Source organism: Streptomyces varsoviensis, from assembly GCF_000718635.1.
Classification (GTDB): Bacteria; Actinomycetota; Actinomycetes; order Streptomycetales; family Streptomycetaceae; genus Streptomyces; species Streptomyces varsoviensis.
On record NZ_JOBF01000027.1, the window covers coordinates 17,859 to 40,449 of the forward strand.

General features: G+C 73.8%; 19 protein-coding genes. 4 read left to right on the top strand and 15 right to left on the bottom strand.

Annotated elements, in window-relative coordinates:
- Positions 1–8: 8 nt before the first annotated feature.
- From IF55_RS29930 to IF55_RS29990, 14 genes are all read right to left on the bottom strand, one after another.
- Entirely contained in the window at positions 9–1,301 is a 1,293-nt protein-coding gene (locus tag IF55_RS29930) for a threonine--tRNA ligase (protein WP_048832730.1), read from the bottom strand.
- Positions 1,298–3,178 carry a carbamoyltransferase family protein gene (locus IF55_RS29935; RefSeq protein ID WP_030877742.1) on the bottom strand — a complete coding sequence of 627 codons (1,881 nt, stop codon included), beginning with the start codon at positions 3,176–3,178 and terminating at the stop codon, positions 1,298–1,300. Before IF55_RS29935 ends, IF55_RS29930 begins: the two co-directional genes overlap by 4 nt.
- Positions 3,175–4,071, bottom strand: a complete 897-nt coding sequence (locus IF55_RS29940; protein WP_030877739.1) for a class I SAM-dependent methyltransferase — start codon at positions 4,069–4,071, stop codon at positions 3,175–3,177. Before IF55_RS29940 ends, IF55_RS29935 begins: the two co-directional genes overlap by 4 nt.
- A 132-nt stretch (positions 4,072–4,203) precedes the next feature.
- The gene (locus tag IF55_RS29945) at positions 4,204–5,217 is read right to left on the bottom strand and encodes a S66 peptidase family protein (protein WP_030877737.1); all 1,014 of its coding nucleotides are present in this window, start codon (positions 5,215–5,217) and stop codon (positions 4,204–4,206) included.
- Positions 5,218–5,296: 79 nt separating this feature from the next.
- On the bottom strand, positions 5,297–6,538 hold the full coding sequence (mftD, locus tag IF55_RS29950) for a pre-mycofactocin synthase MftD (protein ID WP_048832734.1): 1,242 nt from the start codon (positions 6,536–6,538) through the stop codon (positions 5,297–5,299).
- A 15-nt stretch (positions 6,539–6,553) separates the two neighbouring features.
- The gene (mftF, locus tag IF55_RS29955) at positions 6,554–8,167 is read right to left on the bottom strand and encodes a mycofactocin biosynthesis glycosyltransferase MftF (protein ID WP_245661503.1); all 1,614 of its coding nucleotides are present in this window, start codon (positions 8,165–8,167) and stop codon (positions 6,554–6,556) included.
- Positions 8,164–9,138: a mycofactocin-coupled SDR family oxidoreductase gene (locus tag IF55_RS29960; protein WP_078645490.1), complete on the bottom strand. Its 975-nt coding sequence runs from the start codon at positions 9,136–9,138 to the stop codon at positions 8,164–8,166. The genes mftF and IF55_RS29960 overlap by 4 nt, the downstream gene beginning before the upstream one ends.
- Complete coding sequence (gene mftE, locus IF55_RS29965; protein WP_245661505.1) at positions 9,114–9,827, bottom strand: mycofactocin biosynthesis peptidyl-dipeptidase MftE; 714 nt, start codon at positions 9,825–9,827, stop codon at positions 9,114–9,116. The genes IF55_RS29960 and mftE overlap by 25 nt, the downstream gene beginning before the upstream one ends.
- A gap of 1 nt (position 9,828) precedes the next feature.
- Positions 9,829–11,100: a mycofactocin radical SAM maturase gene (gene mftC / locus IF55_RS29970; protein WP_030877726.1), complete on the bottom strand. Its 1,272-nt coding sequence runs from the start codon at positions 11,098–11,100 to the stop codon at positions 9,829–9,831.
- Positions 11,097–11,417, bottom strand: coding sequence for a mycofactocin biosynthesis chaperone MftB (gene mftB / locus IF55_RS29975; RefSeq protein ID WP_030877724.1), 321 nt, complete (start codon positions 11,415–11,417; stop codon positions 11,097–11,099). Before mftB ends, mftC begins: the two co-directional genes overlap by 4 nt.
- Positions 11,407–11,568, bottom strand: coding sequence for a mycofactocin precursor MftA (gene mftA / locus IF55_RS39865; RefSeq protein ID WP_063764062.1), 162 nt, complete (start codon positions 11,566–11,568; stop codon positions 11,407–11,409). The genes mftB and mftA overlap by 11 nt, the downstream gene beginning before the upstream one ends.
- A 17-nt stretch (positions 11,569–11,585) precedes the next feature.
- Positions 11,586–12,347: a class I SAM-dependent methyltransferase gene (locus IF55_RS29980; RefSeq protein ID WP_030877721.1), complete on the bottom strand. Its 762-nt coding sequence runs from the start codon at positions 12,345–12,347 to the stop codon at positions 11,586–11,588.
- Positions 12,348–12,547: 200 nt separating this feature from the next.
- Positions 12,548–13,915 carry a cytochrome P450 gene (locus IF55_RS29985; RefSeq protein WP_030877719.1) on the bottom strand — a complete coding sequence of 456 codons (1,368 nt, stop codon included), beginning with the start codon at positions 13,913–13,915 and terminating at the stop codon, positions 12,548–12,550.
- Complete coding sequence (locus tag IF55_RS29990) at positions 13,912–14,925, bottom strand: amino acid--tRNA ligase-related protein (protein ID WP_245661507.1); 1,014 nt, start codon at positions 14,923–14,925, stop codon at positions 13,912–13,914. The genes IF55_RS29985 and IF55_RS29990 overlap by 4 nt, the downstream gene beginning before the upstream one ends.
- Positions 14,926–15,553: 628 nt before the next feature.
- On the opposite strand from IF55_RS29990, the gene IF55_RS29995 reads away from it, so the two are divergent.
- The 4 genes from IF55_RS29995 (at position 15,554) to IF55_RS30010 (ending at position 21,084) form a co-directional block, all read left to right on the top strand.
- A complete protein-coding gene (locus tag IF55_RS29995; RefSeq protein WP_169767288.1) occupies positions 15,554–17,851 on the top strand; it encodes a peptidase domain-containing ABC transporter in 2,298 nt (765 codons plus the stop codon).
- Positions 17,848–19,200: a condensation domain-containing protein gene (locus IF55_RS30000; RefSeq protein ID WP_030877713.1), complete on the top strand. Its 1,353-nt coding sequence runs from the start codon at positions 17,848–17,850 to the stop codon at positions 19,198–19,200. Before IF55_RS29995 ends, IF55_RS30000 begins: the two co-directional genes overlap by 4 nt.
- A gap of 82 nt (positions 19,201–19,282) precedes the next feature.
- Entirely contained in the window at positions 19,283–19,519 is a 237-nt protein-coding gene (locus IF55_RS30005; RefSeq protein ID WP_157854285.1) for an acyl carrier protein, read from the top strand.
- A 152-nt stretch (positions 19,520–19,671) separates the two neighbouring features.
- Positions 19,672–21,084: a class I adenylate-forming enzyme family protein gene (locus tag IF55_RS30010; RefSeq protein ID WP_030877707.1), complete on the top strand. Its 1,413-nt coding sequence runs from the start codon at positions 19,672–19,674 to the stop codon at positions 21,082–21,084.
- Positions 21,085–21,275: 191 nt separating this feature from the next.
- On the opposite strand, the gene thrS is transcribed toward IF55_RS30010, so the two are convergent.
- Positions 21,276–22,583 carry a threonine--tRNA ligase gene (gene thrS / locus IF55_RS30015; protein WP_346009445.1) on the bottom strand — a complete coding sequence of 436 codons (1,308 nt, stop codon included), beginning with the start codon at positions 22,581–22,583 and terminating at the stop codon, positions 21,276–21,278.
- Between the last annotated feature and the right edge of the window lie 8 nt (positions 22,584–22,591).

Sequence of the window (22,591 nt, forward strand, 5' to 3'; positions counted from 1 at the left end):
GGGGAGGTTCATGCGGCGGGCGTGGCGGCATCGGTGCGGACCGGGCCGCCGGGGCGCGGCGCGCCGAGCGCGGGGTCCGGGGCCCGGCCGACCCGCCGGACCATGGCGGACAGCTCGCCGTACGAGACGGGCGTCCGCCTTCCCGCGCGGTCCCGCACCCGGTAGCCGCCGGTACGGGCCTCGTCCGGCCCCACCGCGACCACCAGCGGCACGCCCTCCTCGCGGGCCCGGCCGCTCCGGGCGCCCAGCGGAACGCGCCGGTCGTCCACCGCGACCCGGGCCCCGTCCAGCCGCAGCGCGTCGGCCAGCGCCCGCGCGGCGCTCTCGTCGCCCTCGCGGACCGGCAGTACGGACAGGTGGACCGGTTTGAGCCAGTCCGGCAGGCCGGCGACGCCGTGGTGTTCGAGGAGGGCCGCGACGAACCGCTCCACCGAGCCGAGCAGGGTGCGGTGCAGGACGACGGGGACGGCCCGCCGCCCGTCGGCGCCCGTGTACTCCACGCCGCACATGCGCGGCAGGTGGTAGTCGACCTGGAGGTCGGGCAGCGGCCAGGACGTGCCCCACCGGTCCACGACGTCCACGCCCACCCGGGGGGCGTAGTACGTCGCGCCGCCCGGCGCCTCGCGGTGGTCGAGCCCCGCCTCCCGCAGCCCCTGGACGAGCTGGTCGGTGGCGCGCCGCCAGGTGTCGTCGCCGGGTACGGACCGCTCGTCGCGGGTCCCGAGGTACGGGCGCAGGTCCTCGAACCCGAAGGCCCGCAGCATCCGGCGCGTCAGGTCGAAGTACCGGGCGATCTCCGGCACCACGTCCTCGGGGCGGCAGAAGATGTGGCTGTCGTCCTGGCTGACGGTACGGGCGTAGCGGAGCCCCTTCAGCGCGCCGGCCGGGGTCTGCCGGTAGAGCGTGGAGATCTCGGCGAGGCGCACCGGAAGCTCCCGGTGGCCGCGGGTGCGGGTGCGGAACACCTGCATGTGGAGCGGGCAGTTGGCGCCCTTGGCCACATACGAGGAGCCCTCCACGTCGAACTCGGGGAACATCGTCTCGCGGTGGAAGTCGAGCTGGCGCGACTCTCCCCACAGGTCGGCCCGGCCGAGGTGCGGCGTCATCACCACCTCGTAGCCGTGGGCGTGGTGCGCCGCGCGCCAGAACTCCTCCAGCGCGTGCCGCAGCCGGGCGCCGCGCGGCGTCCAGGTCACCAGGCCGCGCCCCACCTCCGGGCTGATCATGAACAGGTCGTGGTCGCGCCCGAGTTCGCGGTGCGAGGGGTGTGAGCTTTCGGGCGGGGCGGTCGCGGACGTCATCGAGCCCCCTCCTCCTGTGCGGCCTCCCGTGCGTCCTTCCGTACGGACTCCGGCGCGGCCTCCCGTACGTCCTTCCGTACGACCGTCCCGTCCAGCACCAACACATCCGCGGCGGAGCTGAAGAAGTGGCGGACCGCCTCGGCGACCGTGCGGACCAGCGGTTCGTTCTTGTCGTTGAATGAGGTGTTGAGCACCAGCGGCACGCCGGTGAGCCGGTGGAAGGCGCTGATCACCGCGTGGTACTCGGGCAGCGCCGCGCGCCGCACCAACTGCGGCCGGGTGGTGTTGTCCGCCGTGTGCACCACCGCCGGGATGCGGGCGGCCCACTCCTCGCGCACCCGATAGGCGACGACCATGTACGGCGCCTCCGTGTCCTCCTCGACGTCCTCCAGGACCGCCGGCGCCTCCTCCGCCAGCACCGACGGGCCGAAGGGCCGCCACAGCTCGCGGTGTTTGACCACGTCGTTGACCAGTACCCGCATGTCCTCGCGGCGCGGGTCGGCGAGGATGCTGCGGCTGCCCAGCGCTCGCGGGCCGAACTCGGCGCGGCCCTGGTACCACATCACCACCCGCCCGTCGGCGAGATGCTGGGCGACCTCCCGCGCCACGTCGGCCGGACGCTCGTACGGGATCTTCATGGTGGTGAGGTACGCGCCGGGGTCGGTGTCCGCCGCCGGGCCCAGCGCCAGGTGCGGCAGCGGGTGCGCGGGGCTGTCGCCCAGCCGGGCCGCGACGTCGAGCGCCGCGCCCAGGGCGAGCCCGGTGTCCGCGCACGCCCCGGTCACGTACAGCCGCTCCACCTCGGGAAGCGTTCTGAGCACGAGGTTGAGCTTGCAGTTGAGGGCCACGCCGCCGGCGAAGCACAGCTCCAGCGGGCCCCGCTCGCGGGCCAGCCGCCGCACGTACCCGGTGACGGCCTCCTCCAGGAAGTGCTGGGCCGCCCAGGCGATGTTCTCGTGGTGCGGGGTGATGTCGTCGCCCGCGCGGCGCGGCGGCGCCTGGAAGACCTCGCTCAGCGTCCGCACCGCGAGCCCGGTGTCGAGCGAGAGCTGGTCGGTGAGGCACGGCAGGACGAGGGCGGAGACGTCGTACCCCTTCTCGTCCAGGTGGACCAGGGTGTCCAGGGCGCCGCTCGCCGCCGGGTCGGGACGCCCGTACGGGGCCAGGGCCATGGTCTTGCCCTCGCCCTCCCAGCCGCGGAAGCCCAGGTACTCGGTGACGGCGGCGTAGAAGTAGCCGAGGGAGTTCGGCAGGTCGGTGCGGTCGAACCGGTCCAGGGCGCCGCCGGGCCCCGCCGCCCAGGCGGAGCCGCACTCCAGCTCGCCCAGGCCGTCGAGGACCACCGCGGTCGGGTTGCGGAACCCCGAGGGGTGGACGGCGCTCGCGGCGTGCGCCCGGTGGTGGCGGACGAAGCGGATCTCGGCCCGCAGCCCGGGCAGGTGCTCGGCGATGCGGCGGGCGGCGCGCTGTTCCGTCTCGAACAGCGAAGTGCGGTGCATCAGGTCGCCGAACCGGCGGGTGGCCGCCGCGAGCGCTTCGCGGGCGTGGGGGACGTCCACGTGCTCCGGGTCGGTGTCGGCGAGAGTGGTCAGTTCAGGGTGTGAGATAAGTCGTCGGGTCTCCAGCGGCAGGCGCTCCAGCCACGCGTCGCTGCTGTATCCGACGGCGACGGCGTCGAGGTCGGCGAGGGTCATGCCCGCCGCTTCGAGGCAGTACGCGACGGAGCGGGCGGGGAAGACGCCGGGCGCGGACTTCACACGGGTGAAGCGCTCCTCCTCCACCGCCGCCACCGGCCGCCCGTCCACCACGAGGCAGGCGGACGGGTCGTGGTAGTTGAAGCCGCCGAAGCCCGGATTGATGCCGAGGACGGCGCTCATGCGGTCCGCTCCCGCGAGGCGACCGAGAAGAGGTTGTTGCCGCGGCCCACGGCGGCGGGCTCGGCCATCGTCCGCTGCTCCAGCGCGATCAGCCGCTCGACCTGGGCGCGGTCCGACAGCAGCCGCTCCAGCCGGTCCGTCGAGCCGTGCAACTGCGTCTCCTGGTAGCCGGGGTACAGCAGGCTGGGGAACCCGGTCAGCACATCGATGCCCAGCCCGGCGGCCCGGTGGAGTTCCGTCAGCCCGTCGGGGGTGAACAGGTGCATGTCCGGCATGGTGTCGGTGAAGCCGCCGCGCCCGGCGAGGCAGCGCTCCGCCTCGGCGACGTTCCCCAGCGACAGATTGAAGAAGGCGGCGTGCCACCGGCTGGGCACGAAGGAGACGAGCAGGCCGCGCGGGGTCAGCAGCCCGGCGAGGGAGGCGATCACCTCGCCGGGGTCGGCGACGAACCCCAGCACGTTGTGGAAGTTGAAGATCAGGTCGAAGCGCTCGCCCGCCAGCTCCGTCCCCACGTCGGCCAGGTCGCCGTTGCGTACGCGCAGCCGCTCCGGGTAGCCGTGCGCGTCGGCCTTGCGCCGCGCGTGGTCGGACATCTCGGGCGTCAGGTCGTACAGCAGGCCGCTGCTGTCCGGGCGGTTCGTGGCGAAGCGATGGGTCCAGCGGCCCGTGCCGCCGCCGGCGTCCAGGAACCGGAAGCCCTCGGGGAGGCGGGGGAGCACGTAGTTCTCCAGCGCCCACCAGAGCAGTTCGTCGGAGAGCATCCAGTACGGCTGCGCGTCCACGTCGTCATAGGCGTCGGCCTTGCCCTGGAAGTAGGTGCGTATCTCGGGGAGGGAGGCGCCGGTCGTGGGTGTGGCCTGCGCGAGGGTCGTGCCGGGCGATGAATCCGCCATGATCCAGCCTTCTTTCCAGGTCGGGTCGGGGTGAGGTGGGGTACGCCGCGGTGGCGTCCTCGGGAGGGGGCGAGCCGGGGGCAGGGCGCCGCGACGGCGTCGAACGGAACGGGGTGGGAGTCGTGTCGGGGGTCAGGGCGCCACGGCGGCGTCGAGGAGGGTGAGGTCGCGGCCGTCGACGGCGCAGGCGACGCCGATCGGCAGGGTGGCCACGGGGTCGGTGTGCCCGCACTCGAACTCGGCGAGCACCGGGTAGCCGAAGCCGGCGACGGCGTCGAGCACGACCGCGTGCAGCCGTTCCCGGTCGGCGGGGCCGAGCCGGGGCGGCCGGCCCACCACGAGCGCCGCCAGTTCGTCGAGGCAGCCCGCGTTCCGCAGGTGGGTCAGGTCGCGGTCCGCGTCGGCGGGGGAGTAGTCGGGCGGGGTCTCGATCACCAGCACATGGCCGGCGTACGGCGGCTGCCACGGCGTGCCGAGGAGCTGCCGGGCGCTGGGCAGGCAGGCCGCCAGGAGCGGGCCGCTGCCGGAACCCGGCCGCAGCGCCACACGGTCCGGCGCGGGCCGGCGGTGACGGGAGCGCGGCCGCCCGGTGGCGCCCCAGTCGCCGAACTCGTCGACTACGTAAGGGCACTTGGGTACGGGCCCGGCCGGACGTGCCTCCATCGCCACCGTCCGGAAGTGCTCCACGGTGTACTCGTCCGGGTCCGGCCACTCGCCGAACTGGCTGAGCACGGCGGGGCCGTAGAAGGTGGTCGCGCCGGTGGTCGCGTAGATGGCGTGGTGCAGCACCGTGGCGTCCGAGTAGCCGCAGAACACCTTGGGGCGGGCGGCGATGGCGTCCCAGTCCAGGAGGGGGAGCAGTTGGGCGGCGTGGTCGCCGCCGATGGCGCACAGGATTCCGCCGATCGTCTCGTCCCGGAACGCCTGGTTGAGGTCGTCGGCCCGCTCCCGGGCGCCGGCGGAGCGCCAGTCGTGGGTGGAGTGGGCGTGCGGGGTGGGCAGGCCGGTCAGTTTCAGCTGCCCGGCGAGGGCGTCGAGGGCGCGGTCGAACCGGTCCGGGAAGAGCCCGGCGCCGCCCCAGGAGGGGCTGATGACGGCGACGTGATCGCCGGCGCGCAGGGCTGGGGGCACGTGCTTCTCCCGCATGGTCCCTCCCGGTTCGGAGCGCCGCTTCACTTCTAATGACTCATACATTATTTATACCTGTCATGGTGAGTCAATAAGACTAGTCATTAACTTCTGCGAGGATGCGGGGAGTTGCCGTCTCCCTGGCCACTGCCGCGGGCTCGGTTTCGGCAACGCCCAGGGCCCGCTCGAATCCCGGCGGAATGACGACGTCGCTCCGGTCGAGTTCATGGACCGAGGAGCGCCCGATGCCGCGGAGCGTCGAGTCGATGCCGCCGCGCAGGATGTCCAGCACGTTCTCCACCCCGGCCTGGCCGTTCGCCGCCAGCCCCCACAGGTAGGCGCGGCCGATCATGACCGCGCGGGCCCCGAGCGCCAGCGCCTTGACCACGTCGCCGCCCCTGCGCACGCCGCCGTCGAGCAGGACCTCCACCTGGTCGCCGACCGCCTCCGCGATCGAGGGCAGCGCACGGATCGTGGCCGGCGCCCCGTCGACGTTGTTGCCACCGTGGTTCGACACCGAGATCGCGCTCACCCCCGCGTCCACGGCGCGCTTCGCCTCGTCCACCCGCAGCACGCCCTTCAGCAGGAACGGGCCGTCCCACCGCTCCCGCAGCCAGCGCACGTCCTCCCAGGTCGGCGGGGGCGTCGCCAGCCACTGCCCGTACGCGCCGAAGAACGTGGGCGCCGGAGCGCCCGCCTCGGCCATGTTGGGCACGGTGAGGTCGGGCAGCCGGCCCGTACGCGCGTACGCCAGCAGCCACCGGGGCCGGGTGACGCTCCCCGGCGCGAGGCGCAGCGCCTCGGCGACGGTCAGGCGCTGCGGGATGCGCGGACTGCCCCAGTCGCGGCCGTGCGAGAACGACCAGTCGAGGGTGACGATCAGGCCCACCGCGCCCGCCCGGCGGGCCCGTTCGATCCGCCGCAGCATGTCGTCGCGGCCGCCGAGCCAGTACATCTGGAAGAACGTCCGCGGGTTGGCCGCCACCACCTCCTCGACCGGTTTGGTGGCGAACGAACTCAGGCCGACGGCGACGCCGCGCGCCGCCGCCGCGCGGGCGACGGCCACCTCGCCGTCGGGATGCACCGCCTGGACGCCGGTCGGCGAGATGATCACCGGGAGGGACATCCGCTGCCCCAGTACCCGCGTCTCCAGCTCGCGCTTGTCGCTCTGCCCCGCCGTACGCGGGGCGAAGCCCAATTCGTCGAAGGCCGCGCGATTGTCCCGCAGCGTATTGCCTCGTTCCGAGCCCGCTACCAGTGCGCCGTAGACGAACGAGGGGAGGCGTTTCCTCGCCCGGCGCTGCGCCTCCGCGACGCTTTCGAACCATCCATTGGACATTGCTCGAATCAACCCCTATGTCTGGGTTTTCTTAGCTGTTTGGGTTGCTGTGGCTGTGGCTGTGGCTGCCTTCGGGAATTCGGGTGCGATGTGGGGGCGCGGATTGATCGCCGGGCGCAGCGGGGCCGCCGTGCGCTCGGCCAGGCAGCCGGCCCACACCCCGGCGCCGTACGCGATGTCGTCCGCGAGACCGCCGCACACGAAACGCACCGGGCCGAGCGCCGGCCGGCGGGCGGCCCACGCGGTCAGCGGGGGGCCCAGCAGCAGCGACAGCGCGGCCAGGCGGCGCAGACGACGCCGCGTGAGGGCCCGACCGCCCGGCCTTGGCCTGCCAGGTTGCCGAGTCGCCCCAGGCGCCAGTGCTGCCAGGACCAGCAGCGGTGAGGCGAACTGGACGCCGTAGCGGCCCGTGCCCAGCCAGGTCCGGCCTACCGCCGAGAGCATCGAGGGCGCCGCGCCACGAGCGGGGGACCCGGCCGCGCGCGCGGCGCGGGCCTTGGCGAGCACGGAGAGCCCGAAGACCGCGGCGGCGACGGCCGGGCGGCCCGCGAGGGCGGCGGCCACGGTCAGCGCGGGCCACGGCCGCAGAACGAGCGGCGGAACCCCGCCAGGGTGCCGCCGGGCCAGCGGCGCCGCAGACGTGCCGTAGCGGAAGCGCCGCGCCAACAGCCCGCCCCAGTGCGGAGGTTCGTCATGGCCGACGGTGACCGACGGGTCGTAGCGGACCCGCCACCCGGCCCGGTGCAGTCGCCACACGAGGTCGACGTCCTCGCCGGTGCGCAGCGCGGCGTCGAACGCGCCGCCGCCCCCGAGCGCCACATCGCGCAGCGCCGCGCGGCGGGCGACGAGGGCCGCCGTGGGCACGTACGCGACGCGGCCGCCGGGGTCCACGCGCGCCGACCGGCCGCCGAGGTCGAGGGGGCTCGCGACGGCGGTGTACCGGCCGGACCAGGTGCCGGCGGCCAGCGGGGTGACGCGCGGTGCCACGGCGGCGACCAGGGGATCGGCGAAGTGCCCCGCGAGCCGCCCGATCCAGGCGCCGTCCGGCACGCAGTCGCTGTCGACGAACGCCACGAGTTCGCTCCGGACCCGCGCCAGCGCGGTGTCGCGGGCGGCGGCGGGGCCGCGGTTCGCGTCGTGCCGAAGGAGCATCGCGCCGTGCCGCCGGGCGGCCTCCGCCACCTTTCCGGGGTCGCGCGAGCCGTCGTCGACCACGATCACCGGGTGGGCGCGGCCCAGCGCCGCGAGACAGCGGTCCAGCATGCCGGGGCGGTCCCGCACCGGGACGATCACCGTGACGTCCGGCGCGTACGGAACGGGGTCCGGGCACGGGTGCGCCAGCCCGGCATCGGTGAACCGGCGGGCGAGCACACCGGACGCGGGCGAGGTCACCCGGCCGTCCCGCAACTCCCGCCACGCGGCGCGGCCGGCCGGGGTGAGGCGCAGGACCCGTACGGGCGAGCCGCCGCGCCACACGCCGTCGGCGAGCCGCTCCGCGCCGGGATCGAGGACGACGCGGAAGCCGGTCGGCAGGCCGATCGTGCCGCGTACCGGCGCGGAAGGGGCCCCAGGGCGAGTGGGCGGCGCGGGCGGGGTCACCGGGCGCGTCGGCGGCGTGGACGGGGTCACAGGGCGAGCCCCCCGTCGACGGGGACGACCGCCCCCGTCATGCCGCTGCTGCCGGGGCCCGCCAGGAACGCCAGGACCTCGGCCACTTCGGCCGGGTCGAGAAGACGGCGCAACGGCTGCTGGGCGGCGAAGGACTGGGCCGACGGGAGCCCGTACAGGCGCGCGCTCTCGTCCAGGACCCGGGTGTCCGTCGAACCCGGACCGACCGCGTTCGCGGTGACGCCCGTGCCGCCCAGCTCCGCGCCGAGCGCCCGTATCAGCCCGGCGACGCCGGCCTTGGCGGCGCAGTAGGCGGCCAGCATCGGCAGCCCCCGCGTGGCGGCGGCGGACGCCACGGCCAGGAACCGTCCGGAACGGGGCTCGGCCCGGCGCAGCAGCGCGGGAATCGCGGCCCGCGCGAGCCGGACGACGCCGCCCAAGTCGACGTCCAGCACGGCCTGTTCACGCTCGGGCGGCACCTCCCACAGGGGTGCGCCGCCAGCGATCACCCCGGCCGCCGCGACGGCCGCGTCGAGGCCGCCCCACCGCTCCTCGGCCTCCGCCACCGCCGCTTCGAGCGCGCCGCCGTCCCGTACGTCGGCGACGCGCCACGCCACCCGGCCGGCCTTCCCCGCGACGCGCCCCGCCGCGCGTACCACGGCCCGCAGTTCGGCCTCCGTGCCCATCGGATACGGCAGCGCCGGATCATCCGCCGCCACATCCACCGCGAGCACCGCCCACCCGCGCGCCGCCAACGCCCGCACCGTCGCCGCACCGATCCCGCGCGCGCCACCGGTGACGACGGCCACCCGTCCCTCGCCCTCCCGCCGCCCGTTCACGCCGCCACCGCCCGCTGCCGCCGGTGCGCGGCGCCGCCGGGCGGGGCGATCGCCGACGCCCGTACGGTCGTGGCCGCGCGGGCACCGCGCGGGGCGGGCCGTACGGCGCGTGCGCGCCCGCCCGCCGTTCACGGGGTCACCGCCAAAGGCCATTGGCGGACGGTGTGCAGGAGGTCGGCTGTGAGGGTGGTGAGGAGGGCGCGGCCTTCGGCGGGGGTGGCGCCGGTCGGGTCGCCGAGGATGCCGGTGGGGCTGACGGAGCGCACACCGCCGGTGCGGAGGAGGGGCATGAGGGCGTCGAGGGGGCGGGGGTCGCCGGGGACGGCCAGGTCGAGGCGGACGGCGGAGGGGCGCAGGGCCAGCATGAGGGCGGTCTCGGCACGGCCGGCGTGGGGTTCGCCGGGCCAGTGGGGCATGTGGACGGCCACGTCGCGGGACTCGGCGCGCAGCCGCCGCACCGCGCGGGTCACGGGGGCCGCGTTGCCCCCGTGGGCGGAGACGAAGAGCACGCGGGCGAAGGTCTCCGCCGCCGAGCGGCCCAGCTCGACGAGGAGCCGTTCGGTGGCGGCCTGGCCGATGGAGACGGTGCCCGCGAACCCGGCGTGTTCGCCGCTCGACCCGTACGCGACCGCGGGCGCGACCAGTACGTCCGGGCGCGCCGCCGCGAGGCGTCGGCACAGGGCCACGGCGATGTCGGTGTCGGTGGAGAGCGGCAGATGCGGGCCGTGCTGCTCGGTGGAGCCGACCGGGACCGCGAGCACGGCGCCCGACCGGGCCCGTACCGCGGTGTCCGGCCAGGTCGCGTCCCCCAGGAGCGCGCCGTCGCGGGCGGCGGCGGCCACGTCAGCACCCCTGCCGGGCGGCGGGACCGGCGAGCGGGTGTTCCGCGCAGGCGCGGTCCGGCGGGCGGTGGCGGCCGATCGTCACCGGAACAGGGCCCGGGGCGGGCAACGGAACCGGGCCCGGACGCGACACCGGAACGGGGCCCGGACGCGGGTCGGAGCGGCGCGAATGGTCCGGGGAGGGCTTGGGCACCGACGCCGCGTCCACCCGAGTCAGCGCGGCTTCGCCGTGGCCGCGTACGCACTCCGGGTCGGGCCCGTCCAGCGGGAGCCCGGTGAAGAACTTCGCGGCCATGCAGCCGCCGCGGCACGCGTCGAAGGCCGGGCACCCGGAGCACGTACCCCCGGACTGGGGCCGGCGCAGGTCGGCGAAGAGCGCCGAGTCCCGCCATACCCCGGCGAAACCGCCCTCGGCGAGGACGTTCCCCGCGCGGAAGCTCTGGTGGATGGCGAACGGGCAGGCGTAGACATCGCCCACCGGGTCGATCAGGCAGACCGTGCGGCCGGCCCCGCAGAGGTTCAGGCCGGGAAGCTGCTCCCCGTACGCCCCGAGGTGGAAGAACGAGTCACCGGTCAGTACCCGCTCGCCGTGGCCCAACAGCCAGCCATGGAGGGAGCGTTGCTGCTCGGCGGTCGGGCGTAGCTCGTCCCAGACCGCCGTCGCGCGACCGGACGGCCGAAGCCGCGTCAGCCTCAGCACGGCACCGTAGCGGTCCGCTATCGCCGCGAAGTCGTCGAGCTGCCCGATGTTCTGGCGGGTCATCACCACGGAGAGCTTGGCGTCGCGGAACCCGGCGTCGGCGAGCCGTTCCAGCGCCCGCAGCGCGACCTGGTACGAACCGGCCCCGCGTACGGCGTCGTTGACGGCCTCGTTGGCCCCGTCCAGGGAGACCTGCACGTCGACGTAGTCGCCGGCGGCCATCTTCCGGGCTGCGGCCGGGGTGATCCGGGAGCCGTTCGTCGAGAACTTCACGCCGACGCCGCGCGCGGTCGCGTGCTCGACGAGCTCCCAGAAGTCCGGCCGGATCGTCGGCTCGCCACCCCCGATGTTCACGTAGAACACCTTCATGCGGGCGAACTCGTCAATGAGCGCCGCGCATTGGCCGGTGCTCAGCTCGTGCGGATCGCGCCGACCCGAACTGGAGAGGCAGTGCGCGCACGACAGGTTGCATCCGTAGGTCAGCTCCCAGGTGAGGCAGACGGGAGCGTCCAGCCCGCGCTCGCACTCCTCGACCAGGGACGGCCGGCCGGCCAGGGCGGTCTTCGCGGTCACGGCTCCCTCCTCTCACAGATCATGCGTGACTCGGCCAGAGCCGCCAACGCCGCGCGATAGGAAGCCAGTTCCTCGGTGCGTACGCCCGCCTGGGCACAGGCTTGGCGTGCGGTGGGCCGGTCGGCCAGCGACCGTACGACCGTCAGCAGCACCGGGCTCCTCAGGAACGACAGCCGCCGGTTGCCGTAGTGGTAGAGCAGCGCGCCGAACCGCTCGGGACGGACCGCCACCTGCTCGTGCAGCCGCCAAGCGCCGTCGAGGTCGAAGGGGCGGCCTCCTCCCGTCCCGGCATCGGCGGCCGCCGCGTCAGTAGACACCGCACATACCGTCGATCGAGACTTCCTCGACCAGGACCTCCAGGACCGCCGGGCCCTCCGGAACATCCGGCGCGTTCCCGGTCGGCTCCCGCGGCGGGCCGCTCTCCTCGGCCGCGCCGTCCGGCGTCGGCGATGTGGGACTCTCGGCCATCGTGCTCTCCCCTCGGCTCACCGGTCGGCGCGGCTCCGCGAGCCGCCCTTGTTGACGAACACCATGACGTTGCCGCCGGACAGCGCCTGGTGGTGCTCCAGGCCCGCGGCGGCCGCGAGGCGCAGGACGTCCTCGCGGGGCCATGTGCGGCGCGGCACCACCTGGTAGAGCCGTTCTCGCGCCGTGACCCCGTCGACGCGTTCGTACATCAGCGTCAGATCGTGCCGCCCGCCCGGGAGTTCCTGGACGATGGTGAAGACTGCCCAGCGCTGCCCGGAGAACTCCAGATAGTCGTAGAACTCGACCAGACCGGACCGCTCGTACGGGTCGGCGCACCAGTCGAGGTGGAGCAGGCCGCCGGGCGCGAGGGCGCGGGCCGCGCCGTCGATCACCTCGGGCAGGCCGTCCACGATCTCGTTGAGCCCGTTGTATCCGCACACCACGGCGGCGTAGCGGCCGGCGTCCCGCTCCCGGTCGTCGCTCTGGCGGGCGTCCGCCACCCGCCAGTCGACGCGCCGCCGGATGTCCGCGGGTACGCCCTCGAAGAAGGCGTCGCGGTGGTCGAGCATCATGCGGCTCGGCTCCACGGCCACCACCTGGCGCCCGTCCCGTGCGGCGGCCAGCGCCAACCGGCCGAATCCGGCGCCGAGTTCCAGCACCTCGCCGGGGGGTGCGGCGGCCAGTACAGTACGGAGCGCGGGGATGTCATCCGTCTTCCGGGCAACCAACGCCCGGTAGCAGTCCGCCCATTGGGGCGCTGCCCGCTCGTCCGGTTCCACTTCGGGTCTCCTCGTCCTGTTCGCCGCGGCCGACCGGCCCCGTGCCCGCCGGGTGGCGGACGGTGAGGCGGTGGTGCGGGGCATTCGGTCCTGCCTGTCATGGGTGCCACCGGCCCGTATGTCGGTCCGTGCTCCGGCCCGTACTCCGGCTCGTACTCCGGCCCTTCCTCCGGCGGACCCCCGCGCCCGCCCTCCCGCTCTCAGATCAGGGCCGGCACGGGACGCAGGATGGTCTTGCCGAAGCTCGGCGCCCGCCGGGCCGCCGCGACGTCCAGACGCAGCTCCGGCAGCCGGCGCTCCAGGGCCCGGAGCGCCGTGGTGATCTGGGTGCGGGCCAGTACGGCGCCGAGGCAGAAGTGCCCGCCGCGGCCGAAGGCCAGGTGCGGTACGGGGCCGCGCCGGGCGTCGAACCGTTCGCCGTCCGGGAACTGCCGCTCGTCCCGGTTGGCCGAGGCGAGCAGCAGCACCACCCGCTGCCCGCGCCGGATCTCCCGGCCCCCGACCGTCAGATCGGCGCTCGCGCGGCGCGGCGCGAAGTGGAACGGCGGGTCGTGGCGCAGCGCCTCCTCCACGGCGTGCGCGTGGGGGATCTCCCCCCGGCGCACCGCGGCGAGCTGGCCGGGGGAACGGTGCAGGGCGAGCACGGTCCCGGCGAGGCCGGTGCCGAGCGGCTCGATGCCGCCGGTCAGGAGCTGGGCGAAGACCGCCGTGACATCCTCCGCCGCCACCTCGCCGGCCGCGAGGCCCGGCCCGAGCGCTTCCGCCACCAGGCCCTCGCCGCGCGGCACCACGGTGCCGGTGACGTACGCGGTCAGCTCGTCGGCCGCCGCGCCCGCGGCATACGCGCGGTGCAGCTCCTCGGGCGTGCTGCCGAGGTAGCCCATCAGCGCGTCCGACCAGGCCAGGACCTGGCTCTTCTCGTCGGGCGCGATGCCGAGCAGGGCGCAGACCACATCGACGGCGAACGGGCGGGCCAGGTCCTCGACGACGTCGGCGCCGGCCGGGTCGGCGGCCACGGCCCGTCCGAACACGTCCGCCGCGTCGGCCGCCCGCTCGTCGATCAGCGGTCCCAGCGCGGCGACCGCCGCCGGGGTGAACGCCTGCCGCAGGAAGGACCGCATCCGGAGCTGGTGCGGCGGGTCGGAGAAGACGAGCCACCGGCCGAAGAACTCCTCGACCGGGGCCATGGCCTCGTACTGCTCCGGGGTGAGCGAGGCCAGCAGCTCATCGCTGGACGCCGCGGCGAGCCGCGGGTCCGTCAGTCCCGCGTACACGTCGGCGTACCGGGCGACGTACCAGGCGCCGGTGGGCGCGTTCCAGTGCACGGGGTCGTGGCGGCGCAGCCGGGCGAAGAACGGGTAGGGGTCGGCGAGCACCGCGGGGGCCCGGATCTCTTCGGGGTCCAGCGCGGCCTCGGGGTCCAACGCGGCCTGGGGGCCCAGCGCAGTGTCGGCGTCCAGCGCGGCCTCGTGGGCCGGAGCGGCGTCGGGGCTCAGTGCGGCCTCGTGGGCCGGGCCGGCGTCGGGGGCCGGGCCGGCGTGGGCCGGCGCCGCGGGGCGGGGGCTCACGGTGTGGTCAACTGCCCGTTGGCGCGCTCCAGGAGCTGGAGGTCGCGGATGTCGTCCTGCCGGAGCAGCCACATCAGCAGGCGTTCCACGCCCATCCCGAACCCGCTGGTGAGCATGGGGAATTCGGCCTTCATCCGGACGTACCAGTCGTAGTCCTCGGCGGGTACGCCGTGCCGGTGCAGGGCCGCCCGGGTCTGGTCGGCGGTGACATGGCGTTCGCCGCAGCCGATGACCTCGCCGGGGCCGAGCAGCAGGTCGGCGTTGAGCGCCTTGCCGCCCGAGGCGTCCGCCGCCTGGTAGAAGGGGACGGACAGGTGGTCGAAGTGGGTGAGCCAGACGCCCGGGCCCAGCCGGGAGATCAGCTCCAGCTCTCCGGTCCGGGTGATGGTCCGCCAGCCGTCCTCGAAGGCGAAGTAGCGCTTGTCCGCGCCGAGTTCGGCCACGGCCTCGTCGAAGGTGAGCCGCGCGGTGGGCCGGTCGAGGAACGCCTCGATGTGCTCCGTGCCCCCTACCGCGGCGTCGATCTGCGGGCCGAGCTGGTCCAGTACGGCCTCGGCGAGGTGGCGCGCGTAGCCGTCGGCCAGGGCGATGACATCGTCGAGGCCGCCCGGGATCTCGGCCTCGCTGTGGAAGAACTGGCTGAGGTGGGTGCGGTCCGGGTTCTCGCCGCGGAAGCTCGGCATGACGTAGTAGGTGCCGTCGGGGGAGAGCCGGCAGCCGTACTCCAGCATGAACTGCATCGAGTCGGCGAGGTAGGTGGAGACGCCGAACAGCTCGATCTTCACCGGGAGCGAGTCGCTGCCGAGCCCCATCGGCGAGGAGATGGAGTTGGTGGTGATGGGCAGGTGCAGGCACTTGACCCGGCGAGCGCGCCAGAACGCGGCGGTCTCGTAGCTGATGAGGTCCTGGAGGGAGACGAGCGTGCGATAGAAGCCGCTGTCCAGGACGCGCAGGTACCGGTCGCCGTCGCGGGCGGCGACGGTGCCGGTGAGGTCATCGGTGGCAGTCATCTGGGACCTTTCTGATCCGTTTCGGCCGGTTCACCGGTCCGGGCCACGGGCTCACCCGGCTCCACCGCATAGTGACTAGCGCTTTCCTTGCGTGTCAATAACTTCAGTCAATAGGGGTCTTTTGTCCGTTCGGGGTGGCCTTTCGGGGGTGCTTGCCGTACCGGATTCACGGTCCCGAACAGACGTGACTCGGCCCGCCGTCGATAACGTGCAAGTATGGGAACCGTTCAGCCGGGGGCCGGATTCACCGGGCCTTTCGAGCGGTATTGCGGTGCGCCCCTTCAATGGTGCCGCGGCCGGCCGACGGCTCATGATTTCTCTCCGGTCCCACCTCATTGTTCAAGGGAAGGGAATCCCATGGAAAACAGCCGTATCGACATCACGGAACTGTCCGACCAGGACCTGGACGACCTCTTCGGCGGCGCCGCCTCGGTCGCCCTGCCGTGCCCGCCGCCTGCGTAATCGGCGTCGTCCGTCCGCGGACCGGTTTTCCCCGCCCGCACTGAGAAGGGGCGAGGAGACCGGTTCCGCGGTGGCCAACTGAACGGACTCGCGGTGCATGGGGTGGGTGGCTCTGCGACAGCACCCACCCCATGCACTACAAAGGACTGGCAGGGTGACTGGCAGGATGACGAATAATGCGCGCTTTCGGCAGGAAGCGCTGGAATACCATCGCTCCCGCGACGGCCTCGGACCCGCGCTCGGCCAGGAATCCGGTCCGCCGCGCCCCCGGCAGATGCTCGCCCAGGCCGGCGAGTCGCTGGTCTCGCTGCGCGAGCGGATGCGGGGCCGGCGCGGCGGCGGCCGCGTGCCGGTCTGCTTCCAGACCCAGGTGAGCGACTGCGGCCCCGCCTGCCTCGTCATGACGCTGGGCCTGCACGGCATCGCGGTGGAGCTCGAACAGGTCCGGCAGTCGGTCGGCTCCGGGCGCGGCGGGGCGTCCGCGCGTGCGCTGCTGGAGGCCGCGCGGTCGTTCGGCCTCAAGGGCCGCGGCGTCCGTACGGACCTCGACGGACTGCGCCATCTGCCGCCCGGCACCCTGCTCTTCTGGAACTTCGACCATTTCGTGGTGCTGGAACGGTCGACCCGCGAGTACACCGATATCGTCGACCCCGCCTTCGGCCGCAGACGGCTGAGCCGGGAAGCCCTCGCCAAAGCCTTCACCGGCGTCGCCCTGGAATTCCAGGCGCCATTCGAGCGCACGGAGCGGCGCAAGACCAGGACAGCGGGGCCGCCGTCGCCGTGGCACCGGCTGCGCCATCTCCTGCCGCCCAAAAAGGAACTCGCGAAAATCGGCGCGGTCTCCACCGCGCTGATGGGGTTCGAGTTCGCCCTGCCGCTCGTCGTCGCCTTTCTCATCGCGCATGTGCTCAGCGGCCGCCGCGAGAACGTGCTGTGGCTCACCACAGCCGTCCTCGGCGCCCTCTGCGTACTGTTCCTCGTGCTCCAGCTCTTCCGGTCCGCCATGCTGACCAAACGCCAGGCGTATATCGAGAAACGGCTCACGTGGGGCGTCATGGAACACCTCACCTCGCTGCCGTACGACTTCTTCACCGTGCACAGCACCGGAGACCTGGCGTTGCGCGTACGCACGAGCAGCACCCTCAACCACGTCCTGAGCGTCACCGCCATGTCCGCGGCGCTCGACAGCGCCCTGATCGTCGTCTACCTGGTCGCCATCGTGATCGCCGACCCGGTGCTCGCGCTCCTGGTCATCGCGCTGATCGCCGTGCAGTTCGGGCTCCTGGTCGTCACCTGGCGCCGGCAGCTCCGGCTCAGCCACGAGGTGCTGGAGCAGCAGACCCGCACCCAGAACGAGCTGCTGGAGCTGCTGGAGAGCATCACCACGCTCAAGGCCGCCGGCGCGGAGGCCGAGGCCGCCGAACGCTGGTCCCACGCCCTCGTCCGCGAGGTCAACAAGCGCCTCACGGCCCACTGGAGCCTGTCCGCCTTCACCTCGCTCAGCCGGACCCTCCAGTTCGCCGCGCCGATGGCGGTGCTGCTCGCCGGGGCGTGGCGGGCGATGTCGGGCGAGGCATCGCTCGGCGGCACGGTCGCCTTCATGACCCTGACGGTCGCGCTGTTCGCCCCGCTGGAGAGCATGTTCGACGCCGCCATGCAGCTCGCCTCGGTCGGCCCGGCCCTCGCCAAACTCGACGACATCCTGCGGGCCGAACCCGAACCGCGGGCCCTGACCGCGGGCACGGTCCTCGACACACCCGCCCTCATCGCCGTCGACGGGGTGACCTACCGCTACCCCGGCGCCGACCGGCCCGCCCTGACGGACGTACAACTGGCCATCGAGCCAGGTGAGTTCTTCGTCATCCTCGGCCGGTCCGGCTCCGGCAAATCGACGCTCGGCATGCTCCTCGCCTCCCTGCGACTGCCGACCACCGGGACCATCACGGTCGACGGCGCCGACCTGGCCGAGATCGACCGGCCCACCTACCGGCGGCAGATCGGGTACGTCAACCAGAACGCCCACCTGTTCGGCGGCACCATCCGGGAGAACATCACCTTCGGCCTCGGCGAGATCACCGAGGAACAGGTCATCGAGGCGGTCGGACTCGCCCGCGTCCACGACGAGATCGCCGCCATGCCCATGGGCTACGACACCCTCGTCGGCCCCGGCGGGCACGGCCTCTCCGGCGGACAGCGGCAGCGGATCATCCTCGCCCGCGCTCTCGCGAGACGGCCCCGGCTGCTCATCCTCGACGAGGCCACCAGCGCCCTCAACCCGGCCCTGGAGGAGGAGATCCTCTCCGGGCTCATGGGCTCGGGCATCACCGTCGTGGCGATAGCCCACCGCCTCACGGTCCTCGAACGCGCGGACCGGGTCGCCGTCGTCCAGGACGGCAAGATCGTACGGATCGGCCCGCCGGACTCGCTGAAGGACGTAGGAGGCGAATTCCCGTGCCTGGTATGACCGCCGGCGCCGACGCCGACACGCGGCGCGACGACGCCGTGCCCTTCACGTACGAGCAGGAGCGCTACTACGCCGCCACGCCGGGCAGCGCTGAACCCGGGGGCGCCGCCCCCGCCACCGACCTGACCCGTAAGAACGTCCAGCTCGCCTACGAGATCACCGGCCCGTTCGACCCCGCCGTACTCGAAGCGGCCGTACGGTCCTTCGTCGCCCGGCACGACGCGCTCCGCATGGACGTGCTTCCCGGGGCCGCGTCCGCGCCGCTGCGCGCCCAGCGCGTACGGCCGCTCGGCGCGGACGAGCGCGTCGTCGACCACCAGGACGTGGCTGCCGCCTCCGAGCGGCAGTTCGCCCGCTATGTGTCGCTGGTGCAGTCCCGCGACTTCGTCGCGCCGTGGGCCGAGGGCGGCCGGCCCTTCGCCTTCCGGGTGCTGCGCTACGACGCGCACCGCCACGCGTTCCTCGCGGCCTTCCAGAACCTGGTGTTCGACAGCCGGGCCCTGGATCTGTTCGTCCGCGAGGTGTGGCGCGACTACGCGGCGCTCGCGGCCGGCGGCGCCGTGGAGTCGGCCGCGCCGTCCTTCGCCGAGGCCGCCCGCCGCCAGCGCGACCGCCACGACCCCGACCGCCTCGGCCGCGCCCTCGACAGTTGGCGCGACCGGCTCGACCACGCCGTACGCCACCCCTGGCACCGCCCGGACGGCGCCGAGCGTACGGAGAGCGGCGACGTCGAAACGGTGCTCACCGGCGACGCCCTCGCCGCCCTCACGGAGCTCGGTCGGCGTGCCGGCTGCACGGTCGTGCAGTGCGTCGTCGGCGCCTTCGCCAGGGCCGTGCACCAGCACACCGGCCGGCGGCGGCTCAGCCTGTGGACGTCGATGGACGGGCGGAGGTCCGTCGGGCGCGGCGTCGTCGGCATGTTCGCCGGAGTGGCCCCGCTGAAGGTCCTCGACGCAGGCGCCGCTCTGCCCGATGTCTGCGCGGAGGTCGGCGGCCAACTGCTCGAAGCCCTCCGGTACCAGCAGGTGGGGAGCGACGAACTCGCCGGTATTCGAAGCGGGTTCGCGGCAGAGGGGCGCGTCTGGAGTCCCGATGTCTACATCAACATCCGGCAGATCCGAAGCGAGGGCGCACGGGTCCGCGACGACGGGCCGCTGCGGATCGACTCCGACGCCTATCCGCTGCGGGGGATCACGTTCGTCGACCCCTACGCGCTGCATCTGCGCTGTGACGAATACCTGGACCGCGTCCGTGTCCGACTGGTCTTCGACGGGCAGCGCGTCGGCCGCCCGCTGGCCGAGGCCATCATGGCGTCCCTGGTCGGAGCCCTGACCGGCGGGGGCCGGTGAGAGCCGCAGCAGGTCGACGAGGGGGTCGATCCGGCCCCTCCGCGAGGAACAGGAACGAGAAGGGCTCAACACTATGAAGGACATGACGCCGGACCAGGTACTGGACCACGTGCTGCGGGCAGCCGCAGAGATCTTCGGCCACGAGGCCGCCCGCACGGACAACTTCTTCGCCCTGGGCGGGGACTCCGTCGACGCCGTCGAGCTGGCCAACGCGCTGGAGCGGCGCCTGGGCACGCTCATCGACGTGGCGCTGATCATGCGGACGCCCGACCTCGGCGGACTGGCCGACGCGATCGGCGTGGCCGCGACGGCCGCGTAGGCGCCGAACAGCTCGCATGGGCGCCGCACAGGCGCCGCGACGCTTCGTACCACTGGGTCGGACCACTGGGTCAGGCCACCGGGCCAGGTCATTGGGCCAGGTCATTGGGTCAGGTCACTGGGGAAGTTCACCGGGCGGCAAGGAGACGTGCAGTGCAGCAGCAGTACATGTGGAACCCCTGGCGGACCGCCGAGCGGTACCCCGACCGAACGGCCGTGGTCGCAGACGAAGAGGCCCTGACTTTCGGTGAGTTGACCGGCGCGGCGGACCGGCTGGGCCGGGGACTCGCCCTGTCGGGACTGCACAGCGGCGCGATGGTGTCCACCGACATCCCGCCCGGGCCGCGCTTCTTCGCCCTGGCGCTGGCCGCCCTGAAGTACGGGTACGGCCTCTTCCCCTGCGACACGAGCGACTTGACGCCCGACCAGGAGGACAAGCTGCTCACGGACATGGAGGTCGCCGTCCACGTGTCCGCCTCCCGCGCCGAGCACCGGGACCCGGCGCTGTGCTGTCCGGTGACGACCGACGGCGAACTGTCCGAGCTGGGCGCGCGTGTGCCGCTCACCGCCCCCGTGCCCGCGGTCGGCGCCGGCTACCTCGCGTTCTCCACCTCGGGGACGACCGGCGTCCCGCAAGGGGTGCCCCGCGCCCGCCCCCGCCGTCCGTACCGCGGCGTCGCCGTCGCCCCGCGCTACGAGGCCGGCACCGACCGGGGGCCGCACCTCATGGCGAGCCCCACCTACCACCTCGGCACCCTGGGCCCCGCCCTTTACGCGCTCCAGGCCGGCAGCGCCGTCGTCGTCCAGCGCGCGTGGTCGCCCGCCGGATTCGCCGGCCTCATCGACCGGCACGCTGCCGACAGCGCGATGCTCAGCCCCGACCTGCTGCTCGCCGTCGTCGAGGCGGGACACGCCCCCGCCCACCGGCTGCGGGCCCTCTTCCACGGCGGCTCCGCCTGCCCGCCGGCGGTCAAACGGGCCGCGATCGCCCTGCTCGGGCCCGTACTCCACGAGTACTACGGAACGTCCCGGAGCACTCTCACCGAGATCACCACCCCCGAATGGCTGGCGCACCCCGGCTCGGTCGGCCGGCCGCTGGCGGGCATCCGCGTCGAGATCCGGCAGGGGGAGCGGGCGCTGCCGCCGGGGGAGACCGGGGAGATCTGCGTACGGCTGCGGGAGATCGACCGCCGGGCCGACGACCCGCCCCTGCTGCGCACCGGCGACCTGGGGTTCATGGACCGCGACGGCTACCTCTTCGTCGTCGGCCGGGACTCGGCGGAGCACCCCGTGGGCGCGGCCCGGCTCGAATACGAGGTCCGCCTGCTGCCGGCCGTCACGGACGTCGCCGTGCTCGGGGGCGGCCCGCTCGTCTGCCTCGTGGAGACCCGAGGCGGCCGCCTCGCCGCCCCCGGCCTGGAAGCCGAGGTCAGGAGGGCCGCCGAGGCCCTGGGGCTGCCCGCGCCGCGCGTCGAGGTGGCGGCCACGGGGACCCTGCCGAGAACCCCCAGCGGCAAGCTCCGCCGGACCTCTCCCACTGGCGACGCGGCGGCGGCCTGCCCCTGAACCGGCCGCTGACCAACCGGGCCCGCCTACGAGACGTCCCCCTCCTGAACCGGTCGCATACGAACCGGGCCCGCCCCTGAACCGGCAGCTCACGCGCCGGGCTTGCCCCTACGGACCGGGGCCGCCCCCTCCCGAAGCCCCCGCTCACCCGCCCGCCGCTCCAGGCGGGCGGGTGAGCGCATGAGGCGGTCCTACGCGGCGGCGGCCTGGTCCCATACCTCGGTGCTGTGGGTGTCGACGAGCGCGCCGATGCGGGCGAGCACGTCCTCGCTCGGCAGGGGTTCGAGCCGCCGCCCGTCGCGCAGCCGCAGCGCGACCCGGTCGTCGACGGCCTCCTTGGCGCCGATGACGGCCTGGTACGGGACGAGGCGCGCCTCCCGGATACGGGCGCCGAGGGTGCCGCTCGCCGGGCCGCGGACCTCGGCGCGCAGCCCGGCTTCGGCGCAGCGCCGGGCGAACGCGTCGGCGTTCGGCAGCTCCGCGTCGGAGATGGGGAGGACCGCCACCTGGGTGGGGGCGAGCCAGGCGGGGAAGGCGCCGCCGTGCTCCTCGATGAGGTGGGCGACGGCCCGCTCCACGCTGCCGATGATGCTGCGGTGGATCATGACGGGCCGGTGCTTCGCGCCGTCCGCGCCGATGTACTGCAAGCCGAACCGCTCCGGCTGGTGGAAGTCGACCTGCACGGTCGAGAGGGTGAACTCCCGGCCCGCGCCGTCGGTGACCTGCACATCGATCTTGGGCCCGTAGAACGCGGCCTCGCCCTCGGCCGCCTCGTAGGGCAGCCCCGAGCCGTCGAGCACCTCGGTCAGCAGGGCGGTGGACCGTTCCCATTTCTCGGGCGCGGCCACGTACTTGCCGCCGGGGCCGGGGAGGGAGAGCCGGTAGCGGGACGGGGCGATGCCCAGCGCCTCGTACGCGCGGCGGATCATCTCCAGCGCACCGCGCGCCTCCTGGGCGACCTGGTCGAGGGTGCAGAAGATATGGGCGTCGTTGAGCTGGATGGCGCGGACCCGGGTGAGCCCGCCGAGTACGCCGGAGAGCTCCGAGCGGTACATGCCGCCGAGTTCGGCCATGCGCAGGGGGAGTTCGCGGTAACTGTGCGCCCGGGAGCGGAAGATCACCGCGTGGTGCGGGCACAGGCTCGGCCGCAGCACGAACTGCTCGCCGCCCAGGTCCATCGGCGGGAACATGTCGTCGCTGTAGTGCGCCCAGTGGCCGGAGATCTCGTACAGCTCCCGCTTGCCGAGGACCGGCGAGTACACATGCCGGTACCCGGCGCGCCGTTCGGCGCCGCGGATGTACTCCTCCAGGGTGTGCCGGATGGCAGCGCCGTCGGGCAGCCAGTACGGAAGCCCCGCGCCGATGAGCGGGTCGGTGTCGAACAGGCCGAGTTCGCGGCCGAGTTGGCGGTGGTCGTGCATGGCGGTCTCCTCATGATGGCCGGGGGAGTGACCGCAAGGCGAAGCCCCGGGGTACTCACCCCGGGGCTTCGGACTCAGAAATGCTG

Bases quoted from the DNA above. Each gene is read 5' to 3' on its own strand.
- IF55_RS29935 (WP_030877742.1), bottom strand. From the start codon at position 3,178: ATGAGCGCCGTCCTCGGCATCAATCCGGGCTTCGGCGGCTTCAACTAC.
- mftD (WP_048832734.1), bottom strand. From the start codon at position 6,538: ATGTCCAATGGATGGTTCGAAAGCGTCGCGGAGGCGCAGCGCCGGGCG.
- IF55_RS29995 (WP_169767288.1), top strand. From the start codon at position 15,554: ATGACGAATAATGCGCGCTTTCGGCAGGAAGCGCTGGAATACCATCGC.
- mftA (WP_063764062.1), bottom strand. From the start codon at position 11,568: ATGGCCGAGAGTCCCACATCGCCGACGCCGGACGGCGCGGCCGAGGAG.
- IF55_RS29945 (WP_030877737.1), bottom strand. From the start codon at position 5,217: ATGCGGGAGAAGCACGTGCCCCCAGCCCTGCGCGCCGGCGATCACGTC.
- IF55_RS29930 (WP_048832730.1), bottom strand. From the start codon at position 1,301: ATGACGTCCGCGACCGCCCCGCCCGAAAGCTCACACCCCTCGCACCGC.
- IF55_RS30000 (WP_030877713.1), top strand. From the start codon at position 17,848: ATGACCGCCGGCGCCGACGCCGACACGCGGCGCGACGACGCCGTGCCC.
- IF55_RS29940 (WP_030877739.1), bottom strand. From the start codon at position 4,071: ATGGCGGATTCATCGCCCGGCACGACCCTCGCGCAGGCCACACCCACG.
- IF55_RS29990 (WP_245661507.1), bottom strand. From the start codon at position 14,925: ATGACTGCCACCGATGACCTCACCGGCACCGTCGCCGCCCGCGACGGC.
- IF55_RS30005 (WP_157854285.1), top strand. From the start codon at position 19,283: ATGACGCCGGACCAGGTACTGGACCACGTGCTGCGGGCAGCCGCAGAG.
- IF55_RS29960 (WP_078645490.1), bottom strand. From the start codon at position 9,138: ATGGCCTTTGGCGGTGACCCCGTGAACGGCGGGCGGGCGCGCACGCGC.